Below are 26846 nucleotides of genomic sequence, written 5' to 3'. Positions count from 1 at the left end.
AAAAAGCATTGCTGCCATAAAAAAGATTATTGGAGAGAAAAAGTTCATTAGTGCAGACGAAGCCTATGATTTGATCTTAACTTTTCTAGTCTATCCAGGCATGAAAAAGAAAGCACCTTTTGTCATGATTTATGATTTTTTTGGCTTTGATGCGACAACAAAAAATCCCTTTGAAAAATTAGGTACATATTTTTGGAATTTCGCCTGGATTACCGGAAATGGAACTCCCTGGGTGGAGGATCTTACTCTGTTTGTTGGGTATCCAGAGGATATTGTTGACAGTTCCTATGGAGTTTTCCTGCCAAATGCCAGAAAACAAGCTAAAAAGCATTATCAAGGTGGGGGCACAACGAAGACAGAGCTTGCTGTATTAAACAAGAATTTCCTCTATTTTCTTTGGAAGAGCACTTTGAACAAAAACTTGTTTCTGATCGACTAGAAAGAATGGGCATAGGAGTCAAAACGAGGTTTTCAAAAACAGGCGAAGCAACCCTTTCAAGATTAGTAATGGAAAATATAGAAAAAAACCTGACGATCGAAAGATTAAGATTGACGGTGCGCAAAAAGCTGCAGAATTAATCTTACAACTGGGATTTTAACTGGCATCGCAAACTGTTATTAGATGAAATCATTGGTTTAGGTTTAGTCCTCCGGTGCGAAAAGCTTTGCTTCACTTGGGAAACCATTATTAAAATTAGAAATCCTAATGGTACTATTGGAAGTTTTATTGATACAATAGGATCATTTACAAATGCTCCGACACCATATCATGAGTTCCAATGGGATGGCACCGTACAAGGGGAAAGAATCTTCCTAATGGGAATTGGGTATTAGGTGTGTATATAAAAAAAGCTGGTGTTGTGAATATAAAGCATATTTAGTCACAAAAAGAATAATTGTAAAGTGTTCCTTCTAGCATTGCTAATGGGAATTTTATTTTATTTCCCAAAAAAGCCACCAGAACCGTCCCCACGGTCAAAAAGTGGCAAGAAAAGAAGATGTAAAGGCAACCCTGTTTTTTAAGTATGATGAGAATATGCCTGAAAGATTATTTGAGTACCAGATTTGGTTCAATCAAAGTAATGATACAGCAATGATTATTAGCAGCAATGTAAAGGAAGGGTACGGAACTTTAGATAAAGAGAATGCACAGGCATTAGAAAAAATCTTACTCAATAAATAAAGTCTTTTATCGAAAAATTTGTTTTTTTAGGTGTTTTAAATAATCGTTCTTTTATAGAAATTATCAGCTGTATAATCTTATAGATTAACGAGTTAATCCTAGTCCAAATTCCTCTTATATCATTGGATAATTTTAGTAATATTTCCTCTATATTAGATTTCGTAAACACATTATAATTGGAATCACTATTTGACCCCCTATTAAATAGATAAGTACTGTTTGGACTCCCAAGATTTTGGGAGTCTCTTTTTTAATAAAATTTTTCTTAATCAAAGAATGTTTGTGAAATACTGTACCTAAACTGTTTAGAGACACGAAATAAATGAAAAAATGCAGCAGGGCTTACCCAGCTACATCTTATCCAGCCTATTTAACAAATAACAGCTTCCATCTTCCGCAAACCATAAAAATTCTCCAAATTTAAAATTAAACTCAACGGTGTTTTTATTATAAATTAACTTTGTTGCTTTTTTAAATTGCTTTAGTAATTCAAACGGGGGATCTGTGATGATGTCCTGAGTGTCGTTAGTAATGACGAATCCTTTTGGATCTAACCTTCGCTCAGGTTTTACTTCTGTCTTCCAATTGCCGTTAAGCAAAATCGATTTAGCCGTTATTTTCTTTTTTCGATTCTGGATAGACCAGATCTTTCGACAATTACACCGATGTATTTTACTCTTCATCCCATAACCTCTTTTCTTTTAAAATAAGGTCATGGTTCATTATATTTACACTTGTAGCAAAACAGTATGATAAGATGGTTACCTATTATTAGTTATTTTGGAGAATTCAGCAGCGATGACCGAGGAACTTGTGTGAACACTGGGACATATTTACGTTAAAAAGAAGACATCTTGTATCGTCAACCATTGGACAAAATAGTTAGTCGAAGTCGAGCATTTACAAGGAGGGGCACTTCGTTTGGCAGCCGAACACAATGTGGAGGTTCCAGTCATTGAAACCTTGTATGGGATTTTAAAACCGTATGAAAATGGAAGACCGAACGTTCAATAATATTTGGTCCTTCTTCAATAAGGGGGTAATTCTGCTATAGAATGTTGGATGGCTATAGTAAATTCCCCCAATAAAAAAGCATCCGATTATTCGGATGCATACTTAAGTATTCCTTGTAAATAAACTGAGTATTCTCTCTGTACATTTTCTCTTAATTTAATTCTTTTTTCTGTTTCTAATACTCTAATTAAATCTTGAATCTCATTTTCATTCTCTTTTGTAGTAGGAATCTCTAATGCAAACAAATTACCTCGACTACTATTTAACAATTTTTTTAATAACTCAACTTTGTTCATTGGATAATCCCCTTTATCTCCTATATTCGACATAAAGGCGACCTTTTCCTTGGAATATTTTATATTGTTTCAAGTTTTCCCTCTTTCCACTAAAAAAATCTGATTAGAGGTACTATAACATGAATGGGGTATCTTTTGTTATTAACTTTTTTTATAAGTACCTTCTACCAACCTAATCATATCGCGCCCAGATATCTTTTCAGTTTCATGATAACCTTCTTTATCTCGCAAACTTAAGTACCAGCTGCTATCGTTATCTTCATTTAACCTATATACCTTATTGGTCAAAATATTTGTATAAAAATCTCCATTTCTTAGCCTCATAAGATCCCCCTCTCTACTATATATAAATTGTATTATGCCCAAGATCCTGACTGGGAGTCATTAGACATATACAGTCTCGAAATCCAGGATATACAAGGGTAATAAGTGAAAAAACAAAACATGGATGTTGTGTAAAGGAAAAAGTTCGGGCAACAGAATGTTTGCTTATTTAGCTAAATGATACATCAGCTCAAACAGAATTTCAGCGGTGTTCCTTTTCTTATTTAAAACGGTCAGGTTTATAAATTAACAAGGGCTTAAATTTTATGTTAGAGTTATTTTATTATTTATTTTAAATAGGGAGGATAATCCCCACTTTAAATGGAAAAAATCTGCATGTTGATAAAAAGGAGACAAAAACTAGATGAGTAAAGCAACTAATTTACATAAAAGTGCGAAACACATGTTAAAGGAGACAAGCCGGACCTTCTTCATTCCTATTAGTTTACTGCCGTCAGGATTACAAGAAGCAGTAGCATCTGCTTACTTATGCATGAGAGCAATTGATGAGATTGAAGACCACCATCAACTCCCATTGGAAACTAAACATAATCTATTGCATTCTATCAGCGATATTTTGAAAAAGCCCTTTACGAATAAGGAGGTAATGGCTTTATTTCACCCATACGACACCCTTCTGCCGGAGGTTACCTTACGGTTAGGAGATTGGATCAATCTTTGTCCACCAACAATTGTTGAGAAGATGTTGGATGCCACATCTACGATGGCGAAGGGGATGGGTGACTGGGCTTTAAAAGAGTGGGTGATTCATACTGAAGAAGATTTAAATGAATATACATTTTATGTTGCTGGATTGGTAGGAGTCATGCTCTCAGATATTTGGAAGTGGTACGACGATGTTGAAACGGACAAGGAACTGGCTGTAGCTTTTGGTCGTGGCTTACAGTCTGTCAATATTCTTCGCAATCGCGCGGAAGATTTTGAACGTGGTGTGAATTTCTTTCCCGATGGATGGGAGTTAGAAGATATGTTTAAGTACGCCCGACGTAACCTAGAATTGGCTGACGTTTATATGGAGGATATTAAACCCGGTCCGATTCTTAATTTTTGTAAAATCCCGATAGCACTTGCTCATGGTACTCTTGATGCCTTAATGGAGGGGAAGGAAAAAATGGGTAGAGCTGCTGTAATTGAAATAGTTAGTCGTGTAGTAAATAAAAAATAAGATTTCCGGCGTAATTCAGTTGAATATTAGTCTATATTTCCATCCTAAAAATATATGGATTCATAAATTTTGTTATTATCTCGTTTCCAAAACCATCTACATATTTGGTATGTATTTAACAAATAATAACAAAAAACTTAAAGGAATGAGAGATATGATGGACTTTTTGGACAATCTACCAACCTTGCCTTATATATTTAAGGCATTGTTAATTTTTTTGGCTGCCATTATGCTTTTGCGTATCGCAGGCAAGAGATCGCTTGCAGAAACGACGGTTTCGGAAGCAGTGTTAAGGATTTCGATTGGTGCTGTACTAATCCAACCTTTAGCATTAAGAAATGAATGGGAAGCAATATATGCTGGAACTTTGCTTATTATCGGAATTGTATTACTTGCAAAAATACAAATATGGATACCAAAATCCAGAAAGTTTATTAATGGAGTACCATCCATACTAATTAATGATGGGCAGATGAGATTAGAAGAGCTAAAAAAAGCCAGACTCACGACAGATGAGCTGCAAAGTTCACTTCGCTTAAAAAACATAGGCAATGTCGAAGATGTGGAATTGGCGGTTTTAGAGTCCAATGGAAAAATATCGACTACTCTAAAGCCAAATAAAGCACCTGCAACCAAAGAAGATATTCAAAAAATTTTGGATATCTTAGCTCAAAATGGAATTAATCCCCCATCACAAAATCAGTCTCAAGCGAAAACGCCGCCGTTATTCCAAGAAGCATATGACGAGGGGGACATAGTGGACTATAAACCTCAGATCCATTAAATAAGGTTTTGTCTTCATTCCAATGAAAATATTCATAATAAAATATCTTAAATGCTCACAAACGTTATTAAATCAACGTTGTGAGCATTTTTTGGTTTTAAAGAGATCAAGTTTGTTTTTTTAGGTTAAGAAAAAAATGTAAAAATTTAACTCTATGTACGAACATCTATTGACTCTATACTTTACTTGTTATATGGTTAATTACATAAGTAACTAACCAACATGGTGGTGAAGAGATGAAACAGTTAATTGATGACGGTCGGCCCATATTTTTGCAGATTTCTGAACGTATTGAGGATGAGATTATTGAAGGTGGGCTGCCGGAGGAATCTCAGGTTCCATCGACAAATCAGTTTGCCGCATTTTACAAAATTAATCCTGCAACTGCTGCGAAAGGTGTCAATTTATTGGTGGATGAAGGTATTTTATATAAAAAACGGGGGATTGGAATGTTTGTTGCTGAAGGAGCACGTGAAAAGGTCATTAACAAACGGAAAGAACAGTTTTTCGAACAGTATGTAATCACGATGGTTCATGAGGCAAAGAAGTTAGGGATTACGGTTGATCAGTTGACCGATATGGTTCGGAGAGGGGATGAAAAACAATGAAAAAAGTAGTTGAGGTTAAACAACTTGTTAAGTCATACGGGGAATTTAAGGCGATAGAAGATATAGATTTTATCATGGAGGAAAACAAAATTTACGGATTACTTGGAAGAAATGGTGCGGGTAAAACAACATTAATGAAATTATTAACTGCCCAAGAGTTTCCTACTAGTGGTGAATTAAACGTGTTTGGTGAAAATCCCGAAGAAAACAGGAAAGTATTAAGTCAAATTTGTTTCATAAAAGAAAGTCAAAAGTATCCGGATAATTTCAGTGTTCAAGATATTTTAAAAGTGTCAAAATCACTTTTTCCGAATTGGGATGAAGAATTCGCCTACTCCTTAATTAAGGATTTCAATCTCCCTTTAAAAAGAAAACCAAAGAAACTATCAAGGGGAATGCACTCTGCAGTTGGGGTGGTGATCGGCCTTGCCAGTAGAGCACCGTTAACAATTTTTGATGAACCCTATTTAGGACTGGATGCCGTTTCAAGAAGTTTATTTTATGACAAGTTGATGCAGGATTACTCAGAGCATCCGCGTACGGTAATCTTGTCGACTCATTTGATTGATGAGGTAAGTAATTTACTTGAACATATTTTAGTCATTGACAGAGGTCGATTAATCATTAATGATGAAGCGGAAAATTTACGAGGTATCGCCTATACGGTAACCGGGCAAGCAGCAAAAGTAGAGGCATTTGTGAAAAACAAAGAAGTTATTGATCGGGAGCCTTTTGGCGGATTGTTATCTGCTACCGTCATGCAAATGGAGAACAGGTTGGATATTCAACAAGCAAGTGCTAGTGGATTAGAAATTTCGCCAGTGTCCTTACAGCAATTGATTGTCCATTTAACGAAAGAAAAATCTACTCGTGAGGGAGAGATTGTCAAGTGAATATACAAGGTGTGTTAAAAATGTACTCGAGAGATAAATGGGCGTGGTTTTTCATACCAAATATGATTCTCTTCTCAGTTTTCCTTTTAAATTTTATCGTCAGTCTCCTGATTTCAAGTAATGTGATGATGTATACCGGAGGAGTTTCCTACATCTTTTTCTATATGCTGGTCATGGGGATTATGGTTGTGACACAAACTTTTCCATATGCAATCGGCATGTCAATTAGAAGAACAGATTATTTTCTTGGTACTGTCGTTATGGCTGTGGCTGTAAATGTATTGTTTGGCATTATGTTGGTATTCTTTTCGGTAATTGAAAATGCAACAAATGGGTGGGGTGGCCGGTTCCATTTCTTTCATTTTCCCTATTTGAATGATGGGTCAATTTTGGAACAATTGACAATGTATGTGATCTTGTTAATAAATTTATTTTGTATGGGGCTATTAATATCCAGCACTGCTCGTCGCTTTGGTGCAAAAGGCCTTGTAATTGCGGTTATTTCTGTATTATTAATCTTAAGCGTTGTTGCACTGCTTGTGACTTATTATAGTGTTTGGCTGGATATTTTTCATTGGTTCGCCAGTTATACTGCTGTTCAAATCGCGTATTGGCTCATCATTCCAACAATAGTATATATGTTGCTTTCATTTGCGTTGCTGAGAAGAGCAACTGTCTAATTGTTTACTCGAAAATGAAGAACCTACACTTTTGTTCCTCGGTTGTACCTATATCATGGTATTTTTAGAACTTGCTTATTTCATTTAATACAAAAGGAGTAGCAGAATATCATCTAGCTACTCCTTTCCTATTATCCCTGCTTTCTAAAGTGACTTCTTCCTATATTGTTCTATGAGCGTGTTCAACCTGTTCAATTGAAAGGCATAATGATAAATAGAAGCCCCAACGACGGCCATTTGAATTTTATGATCTTCATGATAGGATTGCATAACTTTTTCTAAAAAGACCTCTGTTTGTTTCATAAACTCATCTTCTACTGAAGGCAGATCCATTTTTATCTTTCCATCATATTTTAATAGATATAGCTCATGATACTTGATGAGATATTCGAGGTGTTGATCAAAGAGTTGATTTTCTTCAGGTGTCGGCTTGCTCTTAAAATAGAAGGAATCAATATCCTCTATGACAATAAATCCCTGTTGGAGTGATTTAAACATTTGCTTAAAAACGACGATTTCCCGTACATCCATATTATTTACTTTGGCCATTTTTTCACGTTCTTCATCAAATAATATAAAGTGTTCTTCTAAAAGGAAAATATTATTTTCTAATTGTTCCATTTGCTCCTTAAACGACTTTTCAGTCATTTCGTCAGAGATAGCTGTTCTCATTAAAATAGAAAACTCTTGGAAAATATCATTGATTTTATTTAAGTAATTTTTCTTGTAGTTGGGCGGGTAGATAAAAATATTGACTAGCAGTGCGGTTGCCATTCCAACGAAAGTAACGATAAAACGGTTCAAAGCAAAAAACCAATCGTTTCCTGGTGCACTCATAATCGCCAACACTGTTACGACCGTTAGCGAAATCGTTTCGCCCATTTTTAATTTTAAACTAATCGAAATCAGGAGAATGATAACAAGTCCAATCGAAAATGGATCATTGCCAAGAAAGTATAAACCTAGAAAGGCAAAAATCGCACCTAAGATATTGGTTTGAGCTTGGTTCCATACTTGTTTCCATGTGCGATAAATGGACGGTTGAATCGTAAAAATAGCAGCAATTCCCGCAAAGACTGCAGATTCAAGCTTTAATACAGAACAAATATATAAGGCTAATGTAACAGCAATTCCTGTTTTAATGACGCGCGGTCCTAACTTCACAAAACTCAATCCTCCATAAAAAGCGCAGAACAATAATTCTCCCCAGTCACTTTCGTCCATTCCCCTATCAAATATAGCTATTAAAACGAAACATTTCAATTGTTTTTTAAGATTTTGGGGACATTCCCCGGTTGGTCTTGCTAGCAGAATTAGAGGTGATTATTTTAACAGAAAATAATAGGGAGGAGGTGAAACTTCGATGAAAAATAAAGTGTCATAAATACAATAGGAATTAGCATAATGGGATGATTTTATAAATTCTACTTATCCAAAATACAAAAGGAGTAGCTGAATATCATCTAGCTACTCCTTTCATATAACCAAAGCTTTCAATTTTGATTTCTACTTCATATATTCAGTCTAATTGACGCATAAATTATTCCCTTATAACCAGGAACGCTTCTGTTAAAATAAATTACCCTCGGTCCCCAGACATCATACCCATCTTCAATGCCCAAGATCTTTGACATCCTAAAAAACGAAAGAACCATCCCATGCTTTATACTACACTGTTTTTAATGGCATTACTATCACTGACATCGGGATCAATGACTGTGGCAGCTGGGACAGCTACAGGGGAAAAGTCGCCATTTTGTTCTCCAAAGGCTTGATTTCGCTTATAGGTTACAAGTTGATCAATTAATTGAACGGTCCCCATATTCGCTACTGCACCATTATCTAATGTATTCACTTTAAATCCAAGAACATTGATGACAACTGGTGAAACAAAAAACATGTTAACACCCCTATTTTTTAAGTCATTCAAATCTTGTTCGGTACATTGCCCACTATAAAAAGCTTGTTTTAACCGAGTTGCTATCAGAGATATCCGGGTCCAATACCCAGGAACTAGACAGTATTGTTGGGGATAAGTCCCCGTTCTGTTCTCCTATTCCTTGATTCCGTTTATAGGAGACAAACTGATCCAAGTGTTGACTTGGACCAAGGTTGACGACTGCTGCATGGTCAATGGCATTGATTTTAATTCCTAAGATATTAAGTGATACGGGTGCAAATTTCATATGATTACTCCTTATAAATTAGGCAGATTGGCGGTTTCAAAAGAAGAATTTGAATCAATTTGATCCCGGTCATCGACGGCGCTTTTCGTTCCAATAAAATTGGTTCCATCACCCATATTTTGGCCTAGTCCCTGGTTTTTCTTATCAGAATTATGCCACTCCGCTAAAAGGTTTTGACCCACATTGATTGCGGATGCATTCTCAAATGAATTGACTTTAATGATATTGATATTGATATTAATGTATGGAACGGGACCCACTAATTAAAACCTCCTAATTATTTTTCCTTAAAGGGGTGGTTTACCATTTACTTTTTGTGAGTTGGAATCCTCGATATCATGATCCAAAATCGAGCTTGTTGAGTATATTCTCAAACATCCATCAGCCAACTGCTGGCCAAAACCTTGATTTTTCTTTGCCGCAACATTCCTGTTTTTTTTCAAGGTAGAACTAAAAGAGATGGAACTACCATGATCGATATTATTTAGTTTTATTGCTTTAATAGTCACCTTGGTTGGTATAAAGTCCATGAATGATTATCCTCTCTTTACCTTTGCCCCGGGGTACTTAACTATATGACTGTTAACTAGAAAATATGTTTTTTCAGTATATAAGGACTATACGGAACGTGGGTAAATCATGGGGGTTTCATTTCAGATTGGACACTTTTTATGAATGATTTACTAAATAATAAATATCATTAATATAAGAAGACATGTACTGGGATTTTTACCGAGCCTTACAAGGAGGATGATCCATCATGGATATGAATAAGATCTTACAATGGATGGATTTGGCGAAAAAATACCAAACTGGTGATTTTTGGGATGGGATTTTTGATCAATCCTCCTTTCAAGAATTTATGAAAAGTAATTTGGAATCAAATAAATCGGGTGAAACGGCTGCGAAAGCCGGGCATGGAAAAAAATTTCCTCCAACAGATATTTTTATTACGGATGAGGAAATTTTGTTAATATCGGATTTAGCGGGTTACGTAAAGGAAAATATACAATTATCGGTATCAGGAACGAATCTTTTAATCAAAGGAAACAATCACCAATTGATGACGGGAGAGCCAGTACAGAAAGAAAGGTATCATGGCTCCTTTGAACGGGTTATCCAGCTTCCAGAACCGACGTATCCCAATCTAATCCGAGCTAAATTTAAAAATGGACTTCTATTTGTTTCATATAAACGGCAATTTTTGACAGAAGAGCGAGTAAATATCGAGTAACCTTGGTCGGGAAAATAAAATTACGTTAATGTGGGGAGACACGATGCCTATAAAAGGGATGTTCAATCAAAAAGTTCAAAAGCAAGCCCTAGATGATTTGGAAAAGCAGACGTTAAGAATCAATGCACTTGAGGTTCAATTGAAAAGCTTATTGGAGTTTGAGAAGAAGATTCGAACATCAATGTATAGTTACAACAGTGGGGAAAAAAAAGAGCAGGAGCGAGTAAAGACACAAGGTAAGGATTTCCAAATAAACATGATGGAGAACGCCCAGAAATTTAAAGAAATCAATCAAAGATTGGAAGAAATGGGACAAAGAGTAGATCAACTTGAAAATATTAATCCCTTTCCAAGAAAAAATGAATATAAAGTCGATGAACGTTTAATCCATTTTATAGAACAACTCATCTCAGAAAAATATGCCGTTCATATCCAAAAGGAAAAAAAGTTGGTTGAAAAAATTCAAGCTTTAGAAAATGAAATTTCGATATTAAAGCACAGAAAACTACCTTACGAAGATCAATCAATAATAGAAGATCACCGACAGACATCTTCTGAAGACTTTTCAACACATGAGCATAAAAGTGAGAAAAGAGATGACAAGGAAGTGTTTTACACGCAGATTGAAATGAGAGTACAACTCTTAGAACGCAATATTTTATTGGTAAATGAAGTTCAGGCTGGGTTGCTAAAACGGATGGAGGAAACCATAGAGAAAAGTAATGGTTTGGTGAAACAAATGAACGAAACAGAAGTTTCAATGAAGAACGAAGAACCTATTTTAAAAACGTTATATATTGATAAGTTATATTTAGAAAGGTATGAACAAAACAATAACTTTGCTCAGATTGGCATCAAAAGTTTAAGCGGAGCATTAAATATTGGTGCAACATATGGAAAAGAAGCAATCCCTAAGAAAATCACTGATCAAGTAAAAGAGGAAATGGAAAAAATGAAGGAAATGAAAGTGGAAATGGAAAATAGCCCGCCTAGTACAAACCAGTCTTCTGCTATTCACGATGATGAATCATCCTCAGAAGTAGCCTCCGCTCCATCAGACGAAAAGATTCAATATACGGAGATTGTTATTGAAGAGGACAACCCTTCTCTTGATGAAGATATTTATAATGATGAGAAATAGGGCTTCTCCATCCTAGAAGTCCTATTTTTGGCAGATCATAAATGAAGATGATACTGTTTGCAGAAACACGATGAATAATCCCCCAGTTAACTCTCCATAATTTAAGCCCAAAATAAAAAAGTCGGGATTTAATCCATTCCAATGACCGTGCAATGACATAGACTATTTTAAATAGCATGGAGGTGATCATATATGAGCGGAGCAGGAGCAGGCTATGGAGGCGGATTTGCCTTGTTGGTCGTATTATTTATTCTACTAATCATTATTGGAGCTTCTTGGTGGGGTTACTAAGATGTTCGCAGCCAGCACACGTGGTGTTATTTAATTAGGTGTGTCGGTAAAATTTGAAAAGAGCCGTCCGCTCTATTGCCTATTATATAATAGTTAATAGAGCGGGCGGCTCTTAATCTTAGTATGACCTGTGTAAAAAATCATGATTTATTCTTGTAATAGGTATTAACTTGTCTAGCTTGTCCCCGTTTCGACTCCATCACTCACTCGATATATTTTCCGTGGACGTCCTTTGGAGGTTGGAGCTTCATCGCCAATGATTTCCGCAATTCCCTGGTCCACTAAACCCGTTAGAATCCGGCGGGCATTTCTTGGTGTCATTTTTAATGTGTCTGCTATTTGAGTTGCGGTAATGGTCCCATTCCCAACTCTTTTTTGCACGGATAAAATTTTGTTAAATGTTGTGATGGTGATTCCGCTATTTTTTAGTTTCTCACTTATTTCCTTATTTTCAGTTCGGTATTGGAAGGTGAGGACTTCTTGTTGTTCTAAAGGCCCTTCAATGGTTCCATTATTATCAACAAGGAAAGCACAGAAAGAGTCATAGTTTTGCGCATGATTTAAAGCAAGCCGGGCGTTTTCTTCGGCAGACAGAGCGGTATCGCCATAACCAATACCAATATTGGATGGTAAATCAGAAATTAACGATAAATCATCTAGAAGAGATCCTATCGGTTTCTCGGTTTCTTCAACAGAACCTCTGGTGGAGAAAATAACAAAGGCTCCGGTTCCAATCGTAATAAAAGAGCCAGAAATGGATTCTGCAAAATTTAAGATGGCGGCCTGAATATCTAAGATTAACCGATGTAAATCGTACGATACCATATTATGATCATCTTTTTTCTCTATCCCTTGAACTTTCACGAGTATTACGGCGATTTGTGATTGTTTAAAATGCATCGTTTCCCATTGTTGTATGGCCGTTGATAGCGTCTCACGAATGTTGCTTCTTGTAGGAGTAACTCTGAAGGCAGGAATGTTTTCCAACCGCAATTGATCATAGATAGAACGCAGACAAGTGATACAAAGTTCTACTTTTCCATCTTGATAAAGGTTTTGATGAAAGGTTAGAAGATGATCTAGAGGAGTTTCATGTGTATACTCATGCACATAAACCTGACTGCTAGAAATATTAAGGTCGTTGAAAGTTTCATAGACATCACGTTCTGTCACCATATCAATACTAATACTTTCTAAGGCTTTTTTATCATTGTATCCAATCTCCACTAAAGTCTTTGTTAAGCTGGCACCATCTAACTTTAGTAGAAAAAAGGGCTGATTGACACCACTTTCTAGAAATGAATTATATAATGCCGGTCCTGCCAAGATCCAAAGATCAACTAGGTGTTGATTATGTTGTATGAGGCTGGCAGCTTCATTTGTATTCGAATAAATGAAAGGCACTGGTTGGATTTGTTCGCTATATTCCATTGCAATTTCAGAAATAAGTTGGACAGAGTCTGCTGGTCCAATAATTCCAACACTTGGTTTCAAGTAATTCCCCCCAATAAAAAGATTGTATTTAATTATATCAATGATGAAAATAATTAGGTATAAATAACTTCATTTTAAGTTTACCTCATCTTTAAACCATATTTCCAACATAATAATAGTGAATTTTTTGAAAATTCTGTTGACATTAATTTATCACCTCTGTATAGTTTTATTTAAGGAACAGATTAAGAAAAATTCCGTAAATTAATAAAGAGGAGTGTTTGTAAATGAATGCATCGAAGGAGAATAAAGAACAATCACCTTTGGTTGAACAAGATCAATTCAAACATGTCATCGGCCATTTTGCCAGCGGTGTATCGGTGATCACCGTTAGAAACAATGGAGTCGATTTTGGTATTACTGCCAGCGCTGTCAGTTCTGTATCCGTTGAGCCGCCCATGCTGCTCGTTTGTGTCAATAAAAGCACAGGAACATGTCATGCGATAACGGCTGCAGAATCCTTTACGGTCAACATAATGAACGAAAGCCAAAAGGATTTAGCTCTTACATTTGCTAGAGCAAATACTGATAAATTTAAGGATGTGAATTTTTCTTATGGGGAACTGGGGAATCCTGTCCTCGAAGATACACTTGCACATCTTGAATGTCGTGTAGTTGAAGAAGTAACAGGTGGAACTCATACGGTTTTTCTTGCTGAGGTACAAAATGCCCAAGCAGCAAGCGCCGATCCATTAGTCTATTTTCGGGGGAAGTTTGGTCAATTTAAAGAAGCTTAGTAGATAAGAAATTAATAACATTAATAGGGAGGAAAATGGAATGACATTAATGACAGGGAAACAATATCGGGAGTCACTGAATGATGGCAGGGAAGTTTATATCGATGGAGAAAAGGTTCGGAATTTAGCTGAACATCCATCTTTTAAGCCCATCATTGATGTAAAAGCTAGAATGTATGATATGGCGTTTGAAGAGAAGTATGCTAGTACTTTAACGACTAGACTTGAAGATGGTGAGATTGTATCCCGAGCATACAAAGCACCTGAGACGAAGGAAGATTTAAGCGCGATTCGCAAACATGTGGAAACCGTTCTAGACGACCTTGGCGGGGTAGTATACCGAGTTGGTGATGAAACGATTGGTGAAATGTGGTCGCTCTTTGACGCCCAAGATAAATTAAATGAAATTGACCCAACGTATGCAAAAAATATTAAGTATCACATTGACCGTGTCGCAAGAGAAGACTTGTTCCATGTTTCGGCAAACACCGATCCAAAAGGCGATAGAAGTAAATTATTCGGTGGAAAAGACGGTGGAACCCTGCTTCATGTGGTCGAGGAAAATGATAAAGGAATCGTCGTAAAAGGCGCTAAGTTTGAAACAGCCGCTGCCTATGCCCATCAAGCATTTGTAAAACCAACGATTTTAGATTGGAATGCTGGATCAGAAAAAATGGCTCCTTTCGCTTGTGGATTCATCTGCGATATGGGATCACCTGGTCTGAAGCATATTTGCCGGACATCTTTGGGTGCTGACCGAAATCCACAAGATTATCCGATTGCCACAAAATTTGAAGAAATTGATACATTACTTATCTTTGATAATGTCCTAATTCCATGGGAAAATGTACTTTTCCATCGCTCCTTAGAATCAGCCGCTTATATCCGTTCCACCCTTCATCGTTATTCTGCTTTTAATTACACCCTTAGAATGTTACGTCGAGCCGATTACTTAATCGGAGCCGCCTTATTGAATGTGGAACAAACTGGTTTAACCCATCTACAAGCTGTAAAAGAGAAAATCTCAGAACTTATCAATTATCGTGAAGGAATTAATGCTCATTTAACTGCAGCGGTAGCGGCAGCAGAAAGAAGCCCAGGCGGGTTAATGATGCCAAATCAATCACTCCTTTACACAGGCCGAGTCTTCGCGTTGGCTAATTTCCCGGCAATGGCCCATTTAACGAGAGAGCTTGTTGGCGGACAATTAGCGGTTACTCCGGACTCTACGACGATGGCAGACCCGGAAATCCAATCTTATATTGATCAATATTACTCTGTTGGGGAATGGACACCAGAGGACCGTGGAAAATTACTTTATTTCGCAAGAGATTTGTTAAATTCCTCTTATGCCGGTCACCGTACAACCTTTGAATTATTCGCCCAAAGTCCGCCATTTGCACAACAAATGGCTGTGTTTAACAATTTTGATTTGGAGCCTAATCGTGAATTGGTGCGAAAAGCAGCAGGAATTCAACCGTCTGTACCTGTTTCTAGCATCTAGTAGAAAGGAGTTTTTACTTTGGAAATTCATGCACCTGGTACGTTAAAGCTCCCAGCATCAACGCTCACGATTGGAGCCCTTGACGGTGTGCATTTAGGGCACCAAGCATTGCTTTTAAAAACAAAATTACGGGCGGAAAAACTTGAGGTTCCATTTGTGGTTTATACCTTTGATCCGCCTCCGAAGGTATTTTTTAAAAATTGCCAAATGATCACTTCACTCGATGAAAAGCTTAGCCGGCTTGAGATGCTGGGAGCTGAGCATGTGATTGTGGGGGAATTTAACGAAGCATTTACCAAACAAACTGTTTCTTCTTTTTTAGAAGAAATACAGCGAATCAATCCGATTGAAATTTGGGAAGGGCCAAACTTCCAATTTGGTAAGGATCGAAAGGGCACAATTGATGATCTACGGGCCCATTTCAATGTCGGTGTTTTAAATCCGCTGCAATGTGACCAAGGTGAATTAATCTCTTCCACTCGTATCCGCAAATTATTACTGCAAGGAAACTATTCTTCAGCCAAAAAATTACTAGGAGATATCCGCCATATTTCCTTTTTGGCAGAAAAAAACTTTGCCGTATAAGGAATTCGCGTTTTATTAGTAGACAAGTAACCTATAAAAATTGGAGCAGCAATGATTGAGTTATTCAAAATTGTTGCTCCCGTTTATTTTTTGATAAAAAAATAGAATCAGATTGCTAAACTGATAGGGTTTGAAAGTGGGGAACTGTGTATTGAAAATTAATCTTGGTCGTTTATTACAGGATATTGAGCGATATGGAAAATATGGAAAGAATGAATATGGAGGTGTGACTAGACCTAGTTTTTCTTACGAAGATCATCAAGTACGTCAATTGTTTATCGAAGAACTAAAGGAAATGGGACTTGAAATTACCATTGATGGTGCGGCCAATATATGGGGGAAATATAAAGGAACAGGAAAAAAGAAAGACAGTATCGTGATTGGCTCCCACTTGGATTCTGTTCCAAATGGGGGAGAATACGATGGGCCTCTTGGTGTTCTGATGGCAAAAGAAATTATCAAAACGTTAAAAGAGCATAGTATTCCACTTGATCATGATATTGAAATCGTTTCCTTCACTGCAGAAGAATCTAACGATTTTAATGTATCCACTTTCGGCAGCCGTTGCTTTGTCGGAAAGCTAACATCAGGAATGTTAGAGGATGTACGAGATTCAAAAGGAGCTCTATTGAGTGAAGAACTGAAGAAGGTTGGCGGTGGACTTGAAAAGTTCCCAGAAATGAAGGAGATGCACAAGGATAAAAAAGCTTTTATTGAACTTCATATTGAGCAGGGGCAGCGGCTAGAAAGCGCGAATATTTCGATGGCGGTAATTAACAGTGTTGTTGGGACGTATCGTAGTTTTGTATCCGTAAAAGGAGACCCCAATCATTCTGGTACGACCATGATGGTCAATAGAAGAGATGCCCTTACCGCAGCTTCGGAAATGATTCTTGAAGTGGAGCGGTATTGCAAATCCAAGGGGAATGTTGTTGGAACCGTAGGGAGATTAAATGTAAGTCCTAATGCTGCCAATATCATTCCAGGACAAGTTGATTTTATAGTAGAAATAAGAGCTGAGTCACAGGGAATCATTCAGGAGGCAATAGATTCCATCCAGGATGTTTGGAATGAGATTTCAAGTAGAAGACAGGTAAAAGTTTCACAAGAAGTATTTCTTGACCAAAAACCAGTACGTCTAGATCAGGAGTTGGTAGCTGTTCTTGAAAACACTGCCAGGGAAATGAAGGAACCTTGTTTAACGCTGCCAAGTATGGCTGTGCACGATGCCGCCCATATGGCAAGTGTAACGAAATCGGTTATGGTTTTTGTGAAGAGTATCGGCGGGAAAAGCCATTGCCCTGAAGAGTTTAGTGAACCCGAGGATATTGAAAAGGTTGGAAATTTAATCCTGCAAGGTATAATTCGGCTGGATCGAACGCTTTCAGAAAAGGAAATTAGCGTCTAAGAAAATACATGAAAGGGAAAGGATACGTATCAGTCTTTTTTTTCTTCAAAATGGAGGCTTGCTAGTAAACTAGCAAGCTTTCATTTTGGCATAGATATTTTGTCCTAACTTTAAATGGTTATCTAGTTTCTCTATTAAAATAGGTATAAGATTTATATTTATTTGTGATATAGTAATTATTGAATTTATAAAATAAAGAATTTTTAGAATATTTAATTGACATTAACACTGTGGATTTGTTATTTTTAATTAAAGAATAATTAAAGAAAAGTTCCGTAAATGAAAAAAGAACACTTAATCTTTGAAATTCATGTAGCGGATTCAAGTCATCAATGAAATGATAGGAGGAATCGTATGGCATTAATGACAGGAAAAGAGTACCGTGAATCGCTGAATGACGGAAGGGAAGTCTATATTGATGGTGAAAAAGTTCGGAACGTAGCAGAACATTCATCCTTTAAGCCCATTATTGATGTAAAAGCTAGAATGTATGATATGGCATTTGAAGAGAAGTACGCTGAAACCTTAACCACTAGACTTCCAGATGGTGAGATTGTATCCCGAGCATACAAAGCACCAGAGACGAAGGAAGATTTAAAGGCGATTCGCATACATGTGGAAACCGTACTAGACGACCTTGGCGGGGTAGTGTACCGGGTCGGTGATGAAACGATTGGTGAAATGTGGTCGCTCTTTGATGCCCAAGATAAACTAAATGAAATTGATCCAACGTATGCAAAAAATATAAAGTATCACATTGACCGTGTCGCAAGAGAAGACTTGTTCCATGTTTCGGCAAACACTGATCCCAAAGGCGATAGAAGCAAATTGTTCGGTGGAAAAGACGGTGGAACCCTGCTTCATGTGGTCGAGGAAAATGATAAAGGAATTGTCGTAAAAGGCGCTAAGTTTGAAACAGCCGCTGCCTATGCCCATCAAGCATTTGTAAAGCCAACGATTTTAGATTGGAATGCCGGATCGGAGAAAATGGCACCTTTCGCCTGTGGTTTTATATGTGACATGGGTTCACCTGGGTTGAAACATATTTGCCGGACATCCCTGGGTACTGACCGAAATCCACAAGATTATCCGATTGCCACAAAATTTGAAGAAATTGATACATTACTGATTTTCGATCATGTCTTAATTCCGTGGGAAAATGTACTTTTCCATCGCTCCTTAGAATCAGCCGCCTATATCCGTTCTACCCTTCATCGTTACTCTGCTTTTAATTACACCCTGAGAATGTTACGTCGAGCCGATTATTTAATCGGAACCGCATTACTGAATGTGGAACAAACTGGTTTAACCCATTTACAAGCTGTAAAAGAGAAAATTTCACAACTCATCAACTATCGTGAAGGAATTAATGCTCATTTAACCGCAGCTGTAGCGGAAGGGGAAAGAAGCCCTGGCGGATTAATGATGCCAAATCAATCACTCCTTTACACAGGCCGAGTCTTTGCATTGGCTAATTTCCCGGCCATGGCTCATCTAACAAGAGAGCTTGTTGGCGGACAATTAGCGGTTACTCCGGACTCTGCGACAATGGCAGACCCGGAAATCAAACCATACATTGATCAATATTACTCCGTTGGGGAATGGACACCAGAGGATCGTGGGAAATTACTTTATTTTGCAAGAGATTTGTTAAATTCCTCTTATGCCGGTCACCGTACAACCTTTGAATTATTTGCCCAAAGCCCGCCGTTTGCCCAACAAATGGCTGTGTTTAACAATTTTGATTTGGAGCCTAATCGTGAATTGGTGCGAAAAGCGGCAGGAATTAAACCAGCTACTACTGAGTCTTCTATTAACCTATAAAAATTTTGAGATAATTAAATTTTTGAAGTGAATAAAAATTCCTATAAATAATTAAAGGGGGACTTATGTTGGCACATTCTACAAAATTATTAATGAAAAAGATGGTTATGTTTTTGGTTTTAGCTGTATTGTTGGTTGGGTGTTCTGGGACTAACTCTTCATCGGGAAATGGTGATTCTTCTTCTGAAAGCGGAGACAAGATTCTCGTAGGGCTGCAAGCACCGATGACTGGTGATAACGCACAGTACGGACAGGATATGAAAAATGGCGTAGACCTTGCTTTTAAAAAGATTAATAGTGAAGGCGGCATAAACGGAAAAAAGCTTGAGTTAGTAGTCGGTGACGATAAAGCTACTCCTTCAGAAGCAGTTGCCGTTGTGAACAAAATGATTATGAATGATGGGGTAAAGGCCATTATCGGAGGATATAATTCATCACCAACATTGGCTGCACAGGAAGTTTCAGGATCCTCAAAAGTACTTCATTTAAATATGGGGGCGAGCCCTGATTTATCCAAAACAGGTAACGAATACCTATTCCGTGTTATTTTAACTGGTTCCGTTTATGTACCTGCTGTAATGAAATATATGGCGGAAGAGAAAAAGGTAAAGAAAATAGCCGCCTTATTTGAAAATACAGATTATGGAATTACGATGTATGACGCAGCAAAGGAATCTACAAAAGACCTTGGGGTAGAATTTATCGCTACTGAAAAATATAATCCAGGCGATAAAAACTTCTCAGCACAATTATCAAAGATTAAAAACCTAAACCCTGACGCTGTAATGGTAGTTGGATTGTACAATGAGGTAGCTTTAATTGAGCAACAAGCAAGACAGGCTGGATTGAATGTTCAGTTCTTCTCACCAGATGATTCTATGTATTCAGAGCAACTCATCACATTAGGTGGAGATGCGGTTGAAAATCATATTTTTGCTTCGATGATTGATTTAAATGCTGGTTCAGATGAGATGAAAGAATTTAAAGCGTTAGCAGATGAAAATAAGATTCCAGCACAGGCTAATACGGCAATTGCTTTTGACGCGGCCATGGCTCTTGCAAAAGCACTAGAAGAGGGTGCCGGAGATGCTGAAAAATCACGTAATGCTTTAGCCAATATTGAATATCAAGGAATTACTGGACCAATTAAATTTGATAAAAACGGTGATCGTGCAAATACTCCAATGATTATGCAAGTTCAAAAGGGTAACTTCTCGGTAATTAAAGAATCAGAATAGGGGGATAATCAGTGTTCTTTGACCAACTAATAAATGGAATCGTCCTCGGCAGCATATACGCATTAATGGCGATTGGATACACAATGGTATGGAATGTGCTTCGTTTTATTAACTTTGCACACGGTGAAGTCTATATGGGAGGGGCATTCGTGTCCCTTTATCTTCTATTATTAGACACACCTATTTGGCTGGCTTATATTGGAGGCGTGTGTGCAGGGGCACTTCTTGGGTATTTAATGGAGAAAATGGTATACATGAGAATGCGAAGTGCACCGAAATTAAATTTGCTGATTGCAGCGATTGGGATTTCGATTGTCCTTCAAAATTTAGCTCAATATATTTGGGGGGCTACACCGGAAAGATTAACCTCTCCATTCCTTTCCAATAATATCAGTATCGGGGATATGCTGATCAATCAGCACTATGTTTATATCATCATTGTCACCATTCTTGTCATGATTGTTTTAGAATTATTTATCAATCGAACACTTATGGGAAAAGCTGTCCAAGCTGCCTCACAGAATATTCAAGCTACCCAATTAATGGGGATAAATGCAAATAAGATTATTTCGATTACGTTTGCAATTGGTTCAGCTGTTGGTGCGCTAGCAGGTATTTTAGTAGGACCGGTATTCCTGGTATATCCGACCATGGGAGTATTCGCTGGACTAAAAGGATTTACTGCCTCGGTTATGGGGGGAATGGGGAATATTCCAGGAGCCATGATTGCCGGCTTATTATTAGGTATCATTGAGAGTTTTGCAGCTGGTTTTATTTCTTCAGGTTATCGAGATGCGGTTGCCATGGTTATCTTATTATTTATTTTATTAGTTCGTCCTCAAGGGATCTTTGGGAAAATCGTTCAACAAAAGGTATAAGGGGGGAGAAAGGATGGAACAAATCAAAAAAACAGGTTTTCGAAAAATCGTGTTCATTTTTGGAGGGATTGCATTATTTCTCCTGCCTCTTGCAGTAGTGAATCCTTACTTTATGTATGTGATTAATCTTATCCTAATCTATGCCATCCTTGCACTAGGTCTAGATTTAATTGTTGGATACACGGGTCAGGTTTCCGTGGGACATGGTGCATTCTTTGGAATCGGAGCATATGTCGCTGCCATATTGGCCAAAAAACTGGGCTTTTCACTATGGATGAATCTTCCACTCTCCATTCTGGTTACAGCATTAATCGGATTTGTCATTGGATTTATTGGATTGAAATTAATTGAAGAATACCTAGTTATGGCAACGCTTGCATTTGGAACCATCATATGGCTTGTATTTTTAAACTGGAATGATCTTACAGGCGGACCGATGGGAATTGCCGGAATACCTGCTCCTCCGCCCATTAAAATAGGATCATTTGAGCTTTTGTTTACGCGTTACCATGATTATTATCCCTTATTATTGATATTTGTATTTTTAGGCATTTTCGTCACACGGTTAATCATTAAGTCCGGATTTGGCCGTGCATGTACCGCCATTCGTGATGACGAACTCGCAGCTCAAGCAATGGGGATCCCTGTATTTAAAACAAAAGTAATGATGTTTACCATTTCCGCTGCTTTTTGCGGTGCGGCTGGTGCCTTATATGCTCATTTCCTGCGTGTTGTTAGTCCGGAAACATTTGCTTTTGGGATGTCTGTCACGATTTTAACGATGGTTATGATTGGCGGCCAAGGTTCGATAGCAGGAGCGTTGATTGGAGCATCGATTCTTACCGTTTCTTCAGAGTTACTACGTGAGACACCAGAATTAAGAATGTTAATTTATGGAGTTTTAATCGTCGTCATGATTATGTTTTTCCCTAAGGGAGTCATGGGGTTATTAAAAATGTCAAAGAAACGATTTTTTCAAAGAAATTCACGAATTGAAAAAAAAACAGCGATAGAGAAAGAGGGGTTAAGTTATGAGCAGTAATGTTGTGAATGACTCAGCCATCTTAACCGTCAACAATCTTTCAAAGTCTTTTGGGGGAGTAAAGGCAGTAAACAATCTATCGTTCTCGGTTTCACAAAACAATATCCATGCCATCATTGGCCCGAATGGTGCAGGGAAAAGTACGCTATTTAACCTAGTCACAGGTGTGATTACCCCAGATGAAGGGAAAATACAACTACTAAATCGGGACATCACTTCATTGAGACCAGATAAAATTGCAGAGCAAGGGGTTTCCCGTACCTTCCAAAATATCCGGCTATTTCCTGATATGACAGTCTTTGAAACTGTATTGATAGGAACCTATCTTTTAACAGGCGGCAACCTTCTGCCTGCTTTATTTCGGACGAAGAACTTTCGGAACAAGGAAAGGCAGGCGAAGGAACGTATAGAGGAAATATTGAAATTCGTAGGGTTGTGGGAGCTGCGTCATGAGTATGCAGCAAAACTTTCCTATGGAAGTCAAAGACGTGTTGAAATTGCCAGGGCTTTAGCAACAAATCCTGATCTATTATTACTTGATGAGCCAACCGCGGGTATGAATCAGAAGGAAACAAAAGAGCTTATGAATCTATTTACACAGGTGAATAAACAAGGCATAACGATTTTAATTATTGCGCACGATATGCATCTCGTAAATACGTTGTCCGACCAAATAACGGTGATAAATTTTGGAGAAAAGTTAGTAGAAGGTCCTCCTGAAGTGATTCAGAATCATCCTGCAGTATTGGAAGCTTATATGGGGAGGGCTGAGGTAAATGCTTAATGTAGAAAATGTAAGTACCTATTATGGACAAATATGTGCTTTAGACAATGTAAGCTTGAAAGTAGGAGAAAAGGAAGCCGTTTCGGTTATCGGTGCTAATGGTGCAGGGAAAAGTACATTATTGAAAACAATCATTGGAGAGCTGCGTCCCAAAAGTGGAAGTATTCAACTTTCTGGTAAATCAATCGTGAATGAAAAAACCTTTAAATTAGTTAGTCGCGGCATGACACTTGTTCCTGAAGGAAGGCATGTATTTCCATTACTTTCGGTTTGGGATAATTTACTTCTAGGTGGTTACACACTTCCAGCTAAAAGTCGTCAGCAAAGGGCGGAAGAGGTTACAGAGCCTTTTCCGATTTTAAGAGAAAGAAAAGAACAGTTGGCAGGTCTATTGTCTGGCGGAGAGCAGCAAATGCTGGCAATCGCAAGAGCCATGATGACGAAACCGAAACTATTATTACTCGATGAACCATCAATGGGTTTATCACCAAAACTAGTGTTTGAAGTCTATGATAAAATCACCGAATTACATCAGCAAGGAACCACCATCCTTTTGGTCGATCAGAATGCTGAAATGGCGATTGATTTTTGCAGTCGCGGCTATGTACTAATGGCTGGGCGTTTAGCTGGGCAAGGAACAAAAAAAGAATTAAAAGAAAGCGAAATTGTTCAAAAATCTTATCTCGGGTAATTGTTTAAAATGTTGACAATTTTCAGAAAAAACATTATATTATTTTTAGGGTATAAATAGGGATAAATTCCTTTAATAAAAATTTAGGGAGGAAATACCAAGATGACAGTCCATGGTGAAACAAAAAAAGTAGAGATTCAGAGATTCCGAAAGTTCAAAACAGCCCAATATTATCCAAAAAACCTGGGAAAACCAGAACACCATATTGATAATGAATTTTGCATGGCCGTTCGAGCTGGAAATCGAATCTTCTTACGAGGTCAAACGGGATTTGATTTAGATGGAAACTTTCATGGCATTGGCGATGTGGCAGCGCAAGCGGAAATGGCATGTACCTGTGTAAGGCAGCTGATTGAAGAGGCTGGCGGCACGATTAATGATATTTGTAAGATTACCGTTTACTTAATGCATCGTGAAGATCGAAGCAAAGTCTATCCGGTAATTGCGAAGCATTTTAAAGATGTATATCCTTGCAGTACTGGTTTATTGGTAAGTGGGTTTGCGATGCCTGAGATGTTAATGGAAATTGATGTTGAGGCTGTCATTAGCGAATAGGTTTTTATTTTAGTAGATTCATACAGTATTAAAGTGAATATAAATATATCTACCGAGGAGGGATAGAAAATGACATTTTCGGTAGCAGGACGTTGTTCTTCCACCGGTGCATTAGGAGTCATTGTTACTTCTAGTAGTCCAGCAGTTGGGGCAAGATGCCCATGGGTGAAAGCAGGAGAAGGTGCTATTTTATCGCAAAATGTGACTGACCCAAGATTAGCCACTATCGGTTTTACCGTGTTGGAAAATGGTTTCGATGCCGAATGGACGATACGTTCCATGAAGGCGGCTTCACCATATCCTGAATACAGGCAACTGGCAGTAGTGGATTCCAAAGGAAATTCCGCTGCCTTTACAGGGAAAAAGGCACTAGGTGTCCATGGCGAATTTTGTGCAAAAAATGTTGCCAGTATTGGAAATCTCCTCAGTGATCCTGCCATTCCTGAAGCAATGGGGCATGTATTTCTAGAAACAGAAGGAATGCCATTAGCAGAAAGGTTAATTTTTGCGCTTGAAAAAGGCTTTCAGTTAGGCGGGGAATTAGATCAGGAACGCTCTATTGGACTCCTAGTATACACCGATGAACCATTCCCTTATGTGGATCTAAGAGTAGATTATAGTGATCACCCTCTTGAAGATTTAAAGAAGCTTTGGGAAATTTACAGCCCTCAGGCAAACGATTATAAAGTAAGGGCAGTTGTTCCAGAGATGGCTCCTTCCTATGGTGTTTTAGGGGACGAATAACTAATTTTTAATTAAGCTTTGTTAGATACAGATGTTGATTATTTTTTGAAATCCTTATGAAGGACAAAACTCATTGAGAAATCACTCGATCTGTCTTTCATCAATCTTTTATGTCGCTATAATGATAATCAACACTTTAAACAATCTAATATTAAATTAAAATCTATTACTAATTATTAGTCTAAGAATGAATAGTAAAACACATGGGAGATTTCCATTGAGGAACCCCATGTGTTTTTTTGTGTATATTTGAAGAAGTAATAGCAGTGATTATTATATAGCCGAGAATCACCATTGCATTTCACACCCCAATTTTTTATTGTGATATATAATAAACATACATATCCATGTATGTTTTTATTAATTTTAGTTTTTAAATTTTTGGGGACTTGGGGACTATGAATTAATAATTCTAAGAAATATGACAATTGAATAGCGAATAGTCTAAATTTAATATAAATTATAGATATCGAAACATTTTTGTGGAGGTTTTTAAATGGCAACGATGAAAGATATAGCAAAAAAAGCGAATGTTTCACTTTCTACCGTTTCGGCTGTCATTAATCAGTCAGCATATGTCAGTCCGGAACTTACGAATAGAGTGATGCAGGTAATTGAGGAACTACATTACCGACCCAATGCAGTAGCACGAAGTTTGAAAAAGAAGAGCACCAACACGATTGGTTTCATCGTAACAGATATTTTAAATCCTTTTTATCCGCCTATGATCAAAGGAATTGAGGATGTAGCGTTTAATCATAATTTCAATGTCATCCTTTGTAATACATCCAATGAACATTCTAAAATTTTGGCTTATTTAGAACTAATGCTAGAACAACAGGTTGACGGTCTCCTTTTAGCGAATATTGCTTTAGCGGAAGATTTAATCGAAATTGAAAAATCAGGATTAAAATATGTTCTCATTAATCGAAAACCCCCATTGTATGATAAACACTTTGTTGGAGTTAATAATCCGCTCAGTTCTGAAATAGCTGTTAATCATTTAGTGGCACAGGGGTACAAAAGAATTGCTTATTTTGGAGGTGATTTAAAAATAAACACTGCAAGGGAAAGAAAAGCTGGATTTATTAGCTGCATGACCCTTCATGGTTTAGAAGTGGATCCAATGCTTGTTTTTGATGGAGAATACACCTTGGAATCGGGATATACCAATGTGAAAAAGATGCTCGAACAAGAGGGAACATTACCAGAGGCGATTTGTACGGTAAGCGACGTAGTGGCGTTCGGGGTGATTAAGGGACTTAGAGATGCTGGGATTCGTGTTCCGGAGGATATCGCTGTCATCGGAAATGATAATAGCTCTTTTTCTGAAAACTTTCTTGTTCCTCTCTCTAGTGTAGATCACTCTACCTATGAAATGGGTAAATTATCGATGGAGTTGCTTTTACAGTTAATCAAGGAAAAGAATGAAACCGTTCCTAGACAAATAACACTAACACCATCTTTAGTGGTTCGCGAAAGTTGCGGGTATACAGGAAATGATGTCAATAATTGATTATCTGCTTGAAAAAGGGAGACAGG

At 37.5% G+C, this 26846-nt stretch carries 32 protein-coding genes and 1 pseudogene; 24 read left to right on the top strand and 9 right to left on the bottom strand.

All coding sequences use genetic code 11. From position 1 onward, the window contains the following. Positions 1–70: 70 nt before the first annotated feature. Entirely contained in the window at positions 71–439 is a 369-nt protein-coding gene (locus tag AC2TFD_RS18075; RefSeq protein ID WP_335567991.1) for a hypothetical protein, read from the top strand. A gap of 543 nt (positions 440–982) precedes the next feature. Then, positions 983–1183, top strand: a complete 201-nt coding sequence (locus AC2TFD_RS18070) for a hypothetical protein (protein ID WP_335520722.1) — start codon at positions 983–985, stop codon at positions 1181–1183. A gap of 350 nt (positions 1184–1533) precedes the next feature. Here the strand turns inward: AC2TFD_RS18070 and AC2TFD_RS18065 are convergent, their stop codons facing one another. Next, positions 1534–1866: a hypothetical protein gene (locus AC2TFD_RS18065; RefSeq protein WP_335519547.1), complete on the bottom strand. Its 333-nt coding sequence runs from the start codon at positions 1864–1866 to the stop codon at positions 1534–1536. A 214-nt stretch (positions 1867–2080) separates the two neighbouring features. Between AC2TFD_RS18065 and AC2TFD_RS18060 the strand changes: the two are divergent. Further along, a pseudogene (locus AC2TFD_RS18060) lies at positions 2081–2197 on the top strand (ketopantoate reductase C-terminal domain-containing protein); the annotation flags it as partial. An 86-nt stretch (positions 2198–2283) separates the two neighbouring features. On the opposite strand, the gene AC2TFD_RS18055 reads toward AC2TFD_RS18060, so the two are convergent. Continuing rightward, complete coding sequence (locus tag AC2TFD_RS18055; protein ID WP_335519544.1) at positions 2284–2493, bottom strand: hypothetical protein; 210 nt, start codon at positions 2491–2493, stop codon at positions 2284–2286. 141 nt (positions 2494–2634) lie between these two features. Next, positions 2635–2817: a hypothetical protein gene (locus tag AC2TFD_RS18050; RefSeq protein WP_335519540.1), complete on the bottom strand. Its 183-nt coding sequence runs from the start codon at positions 2815–2817 to the stop codon at positions 2635–2637. Positions 2818–3181: 364 nt separating this feature from the next. On the opposite strand from AC2TFD_RS18050, the gene AC2TFD_RS18045 reads away from it, so the two are divergent. From AC2TFD_RS18045 to AC2TFD_RS18025, 5 genes are all read left to right on the top strand, one after another. Further along, positions 3182–4003 (top strand): squalene/phytoene synthase family protein, encoded by an 822-nt coding sequence (locus tag AC2TFD_RS18045; RefSeq protein WP_335519538.1) that lies wholly within the window; start codon positions 3182–3184, stop codon positions 4001–4003. Between the two features lie 19 nt (positions 4004–4022). Then, complete coding sequence (locus AC2TFD_RS18040) at positions 4023–4787, top strand: DUF421 domain-containing protein (protein ID WP_484673681.1); 765 nt, start codon at positions 4023–4025, stop codon at positions 4785–4787. A gap of 236 nt (positions 4788–5023) precedes the next feature. Next, the gene (locus tag AC2TFD_RS18035; protein WP_335519534.1) at positions 5024–5395 is read left to right on the top strand and encodes a GntR family transcriptional regulator; all 372 of its coding nucleotides are present in this window, start codon (positions 5024–5026) and stop codon (positions 5393–5395) included. Further along, the gene (locus tag AC2TFD_RS18030; protein WP_484673680.1) at positions 5392–6288 is read left to right on the top strand and encodes an ABC transporter ATP-binding protein; all 897 of its coding nucleotides are present in this window, start codon (positions 5392–5394) and stop codon (positions 6286–6288) included. The genes AC2TFD_RS18035 and AC2TFD_RS18030 overlap by 4 nt, the downstream gene beginning before the upstream one ends. Next, on the top strand, positions 6285–6968 hold the full coding sequence (locus tag AC2TFD_RS18025; protein ID WP_484673679.1) for a hypothetical protein: 684 nt from the start codon (positions 6285–6287) through the stop codon (positions 6966–6968). The genes AC2TFD_RS18030 and AC2TFD_RS18025 overlap by 4 nt, the downstream gene beginning before the upstream one ends. 144 nt (positions 6969–7112) lie before the next feature. Here AC2TFD_RS18025 and AC2TFD_RS18020 read toward each other — a convergent pair whose 3' ends face one another. From AC2TFD_RS18020 to AC2TFD_RS18000, 5 genes are all read right to left on the bottom strand, one after another. Then, positions 7113–8132 (bottom strand): FUSC family protein, encoded by a 1020-nt coding sequence (locus AC2TFD_RS18020; protein ID WP_335520746.1) that lies wholly within the window; start codon positions 8130–8132, stop codon positions 7113–7115. Between the two features lie 499 nt (positions 8133–8631). Continuing rightward, positions 8632–8868 (bottom strand): spore germination protein, encoded by a 237-nt coding sequence (locus tag AC2TFD_RS18015; RefSeq protein WP_335519525.1) that lies wholly within the window; start codon positions 8866–8868, stop codon positions 8632–8634. Between the two features lie 52 nt (positions 8869–8920). Beyond that, positions 8921–9154: a hypothetical protein gene (locus tag AC2TFD_RS18010; RefSeq protein ID WP_335519522.1), complete on the bottom strand. Its 234-nt coding sequence runs from the start codon at positions 9152–9154 to the stop codon at positions 8921–8923. 11 nt (positions 9155–9165) lie between these two features. Next, complete coding sequence (locus tag AC2TFD_RS18005; protein ID WP_335519519.1) at positions 9166–9414, bottom strand: hypothetical protein; 249 nt, start codon at positions 9412–9414, stop codon at positions 9166–9168. Between the two features lie 27 nt (positions 9415–9441). Then, entirely contained in the window at positions 9442–9684 is a 243-nt protein-coding gene (locus AC2TFD_RS18000; RefSeq protein WP_335519517.1) for a hypothetical protein, read from the bottom strand. A 230-nt stretch (positions 9685–9914) separates the two neighbouring features. Here AC2TFD_RS18000 and AC2TFD_RS17995 point away from each other — a divergent pair, with 230 nt between their 5' ends. The 3 genes from AC2TFD_RS17995 (at position 9915) to AC2TFD_RS17985 (ending at position 11820) form a co-directional block, all read left to right on the top strand. After that, positions 9915–10388 (top strand): Hsp20/alpha crystallin family protein, encoded by a 474-nt coding sequence (locus AC2TFD_RS17995; RefSeq protein WP_335519515.1) that lies wholly within the window; start codon positions 9915–9917, stop codon positions 10386–10388. Positions 10389–10431: 43 nt separating this feature from the next. Then, a complete protein-coding gene (locus AC2TFD_RS17990) occupies positions 10432–11529 on the top strand; it encodes a hypothetical protein (RefSeq protein ID WP_335567998.1) in 1098 nt (365 codons plus the stop codon). Positions 11530–11721: 192 nt separating this feature from the next. After that, positions 11722–11820 (top strand): YjcZ family sporulation protein, encoded by a 99-nt coding sequence (locus tag AC2TFD_RS17985; RefSeq protein WP_335510086.1) that lies wholly within the window; start codon positions 11722–11724, stop codon positions 11818–11820. Between the two features lie 174 nt (positions 11821–11994). On the opposite strand, the gene AC2TFD_RS17980 is transcribed toward AC2TFD_RS17985, so the two are convergent. Beyond that, positions 11995–13314: a helix-turn-helix domain-containing protein gene (locus tag AC2TFD_RS17980; RefSeq protein WP_335567999.1), complete on the bottom strand. Its 1320-nt coding sequence runs from the start codon at positions 13312–13314 to the stop codon at positions 11995–11997. A 227-nt stretch (positions 13315–13541) separates the two neighbouring features. Between AC2TFD_RS17980 and AC2TFD_RS17975 the strand changes: the two genes are divergently transcribed. The 13 genes from AC2TFD_RS17975 to AC2TFD_RS17915 all read left to right on the top strand — a co-directional run bounded on the left by AC2TFD_RS17975 (position 13542) and on the right by AC2TFD_RS17915 (position 26820). Next, positions 13542–14051 carry a flavin reductase family protein gene (locus AC2TFD_RS17975; protein ID WP_335568000.1) on the top strand — a complete coding sequence of 170 codons (510 nt, stop codon included), beginning with the start codon at positions 13542–13544 and terminating at the stop codon, positions 14049–14051. Between the two features lie 40 nt (positions 14052–14091). After that, the gene (locus AC2TFD_RS17970) at positions 14092–15555 is read left to right on the top strand and encodes a 4-hydroxyphenylacetate 3-hydroxylase family protein (RefSeq protein ID WP_335568001.1); all 1464 of its coding nucleotides are present in this window, start codon (positions 14092–14094) and stop codon (positions 15553–15555) included. An 18-nt stretch (positions 15556–15573) separates the two neighbouring features. Next, the gene (locus AC2TFD_RS17965; RefSeq protein WP_335568002.1) at positions 15574–16140 is read left to right on the top strand and encodes an FAD synthetase family protein; all 567 of its coding nucleotides are present in this window, start codon (positions 15574–15576) and stop codon (positions 16138–16140) included. 151 nt (positions 16141–16291) lie between these two features. After that, entirely contained in the window at positions 16292–17548 is a 1257-nt protein-coding gene (locus AC2TFD_RS17960) for an allantoate amidohydrolase (RefSeq protein ID WP_484673678.1), read from the top strand. A gap of 354 nt (positions 17549–17902) precedes the next feature. Next, on the top strand, positions 17903–19372 hold the full coding sequence (locus AC2TFD_RS17955; protein ID WP_484673677.1) for a 4-hydroxyphenylacetate 3-hydroxylase family protein: 1470 nt from the start codon (positions 17903–17905) through the stop codon (positions 19370–19372). Between the two features lie 68 nt (positions 19373–19440). Continuing rightward, positions 19441–20610, top strand: coding sequence for an ABC transporter substrate-binding protein (locus AC2TFD_RS17950; RefSeq protein WP_484673676.1), 1170 nt, complete (start codon positions 19441–19443; stop codon positions 20608–20610). 11 nt (positions 20611–20621) lie between these two features. After that, positions 20622–21488, top strand: coding sequence for a branched-chain amino acid ABC transporter permease (locus AC2TFD_RS17945; protein WP_335568006.1), 867 nt, complete (start codon positions 20622–20624; stop codon positions 21486–21488). A 13-nt stretch (positions 21489–21501) separates the two neighbouring features. After that, positions 21502–22530 carry a branched-chain amino acid ABC transporter permease gene (locus AC2TFD_RS17940; RefSeq protein WP_335568007.1) on the top strand — a complete coding sequence of 343 codons (1029 nt, stop codon included), beginning with the start codon at positions 21502–21504 and terminating at the stop codon, positions 22528–22530. Next, positions 22520–23314 carry an ABC transporter ATP-binding protein gene (locus AC2TFD_RS17935; protein WP_335518479.1) on the top strand — a complete coding sequence of 265 codons (795 nt, stop codon included), beginning with the start codon at positions 22520–22522 and terminating at the stop codon, positions 23312–23314. Before AC2TFD_RS17940 ends, AC2TFD_RS17935 begins: the two co-directional genes overlap by 11 nt. After that, a complete protein-coding gene (locus tag AC2TFD_RS17930) occupies positions 23307–24005 on the top strand; it encodes an ABC transporter ATP-binding protein (protein ID WP_335518482.1) in 699 nt (232 codons plus the stop codon). Before AC2TFD_RS17935 ends, AC2TFD_RS17930 begins: the two co-directional genes overlap by 8 nt. A gap of 102 nt (positions 24006–24107) precedes the next feature. After that, positions 24108–24560 (top strand): Rid family hydrolase, encoded by a 453-nt coding sequence (locus tag AC2TFD_RS17925; RefSeq protein WP_335518485.1) that lies wholly within the window; start codon positions 24108–24110, stop codon positions 24558–24560. 69 nt (positions 24561–24629) lie between these two features. Continuing rightward, positions 24630–25304 (top strand): DUF1028 domain-containing protein, encoded by a 675-nt coding sequence (locus AC2TFD_RS17920; protein WP_484673675.1) that lies wholly within the window; start codon positions 24630–24632, stop codon positions 25302–25304. 496 nt (positions 25305–25800) lie between these two features. Further along, positions 25801–26820 (top strand): LacI family DNA-binding transcriptional regulator, encoded by a 1020-nt coding sequence (locus AC2TFD_RS17915; protein ID WP_335518494.1) that lies wholly within the window; start codon positions 25801–25803, stop codon positions 26818–26820. Positions 26821–26846: the final 26 nt, after the last annotated feature.

The sequence above is a fragment of the Neobacillus sp. plas4 genome (assembly GCF_057221695.1).
The sequence above is the reverse complement of the archived record's forward strand: the minus strand, read 5'-3'. Positions and strand labels throughout refer to the sequence as shown.

Excerpts from the sequence above, each read along its gene's own strand:
- AC2TFD_RS17985 (WP_335510086.1), top strand. The coding sequence starts at position 11,722 with ATGAGCGGAGCAGGAGCAGGCTATGGAGGCGGATTTGCCTTGTTGGTC.
- AC2TFD_RS17995 (WP_335519515.1), top strand. The coding sequence starts at position 9,915 with ATGGATATGAATAAGATCTTACAATGGATGGATTTGGCGAAAAAATAC.
- AC2TFD_RS18035 (WP_335519534.1), top strand. The coding sequence starts at position 5,024 with ATGAAACAGTTAATTGATGACGGTCGGCCCATATTTTTGCAGATTTCT.
- AC2TFD_RS18030 (WP_484673680.1), top strand. The coding sequence starts at position 5,392 with ATGAAAAAAGTAGTTGAGGTTAAACAACTTGTTAAGTCATACGGGGAA.
- AC2TFD_RS18000 (WP_335519517.1), bottom strand. The coding sequence starts at position 9,684 with ATGGACTTTATACCAACCAAGGTGACTATTAAAGCAATAAAACTAAAT.
- AC2TFD_RS17940 (WP_335568007.1), top strand. The coding sequence starts at position 21,502 with ATGGAACAAATCAAAAAAACAGGTTTTCGAAAAATCGTGTTCATTTTT.
- AC2TFD_RS17920 (WP_484673675.1), top strand. The coding sequence starts at position 24,630 with ATGACATTTTCGGTAGCAGGACGTTGTTCTTCCACCGGTGCATTAGGA.
- AC2TFD_RS17915 (WP_335518494.1), top strand. The coding sequence starts at position 25,801 with ATGGCAACGATGAAAGATATAGCAAAAAAAGCGAATGTTTCACTTTCT.
- AC2TFD_RS17935 (WP_335518479.1), top strand. The coding sequence starts at position 22,520 with ATGAGCAGTAATGTTGTGAATGACTCAGCCATCTTAACCGTCAACAAT.
- AC2TFD_RS17975 (WP_335568000.1), top strand. The coding sequence starts at position 13,542 with ATGAATGCATCGAAGGAGAATAAAGAACAATCACCTTTGGTTGAACAA.
- AC2TFD_RS18055 (WP_335519544.1), bottom strand. The coding sequence starts at position 2,493 with ATGAACAAAGTTGAGTTATTAAAAAAATTGTTAAATAGTAGTCGAGGT.
- AC2TFD_RS18065 (WP_335519547.1), bottom strand. The coding sequence starts at position 1,866 with ATGAAGAGTAAAATACATCGGTGTAATTGTCGAAAGATCTGGTCTATC.
- AC2TFD_RS17970 (WP_335568001.1), top strand. The coding sequence starts at position 14,092 with ATGACATTAATGACAGGGAAACAATATCGGGAGTCACTGAATGATGGC.
- AC2TFD_RS17925 (WP_335518485.1), top strand. The coding sequence starts at position 24,108 with ATGACAGTCCATGGTGAAACAAAAAAAGTAGAGATTCAGAGATTCCGA.
- AC2TFD_RS18010 (WP_335519522.1), bottom strand. The coding sequence starts at position 9,154 with ATGAAATTTGCACCCGTATCACTTAATATCTTAGGAATTAAAATCAAT.
- AC2TFD_RS17990 (WP_335567998.1), top strand. The coding sequence starts at position 10,432 with ATGCCTATAAAAGGGATGTTCAATCAAAAAGTTCAAAAGCAAGCCCTA.
- AC2TFD_RS17955 (WP_484673677.1), top strand. The coding sequence starts at position 17,903 with ATGGCATTAATGACAGGAAAAGAGTACCGTGAATCGCTGAATGACGGA.
- AC2TFD_RS18045 (WP_335519538.1), top strand. The coding sequence starts at position 3,182 with ATGAGTAAAGCAACTAATTTACATAAAAGTGCGAAACACATGTTAAAG.
- AC2TFD_RS18050 (WP_335519540.1), bottom strand. The coding sequence starts at position 2,817 with ATGAGGCTAAGAAATGGAGATTTTTATACAAATATTTTGACCAATAAG.
- AC2TFD_RS17930 (WP_335518482.1), top strand. The coding sequence starts at position 23,307 with ATGCTTAATGTAGAAAATGTAAGTACCTATTATGGACAAATATGTGCT.
- AC2TFD_RS18015 (WP_335519525.1), bottom strand. The coding sequence starts at position 8,868 with ATGTTTTTTGTTTCACCAGTTGTCATCAATGTTCTTGGATTTAAAGTG.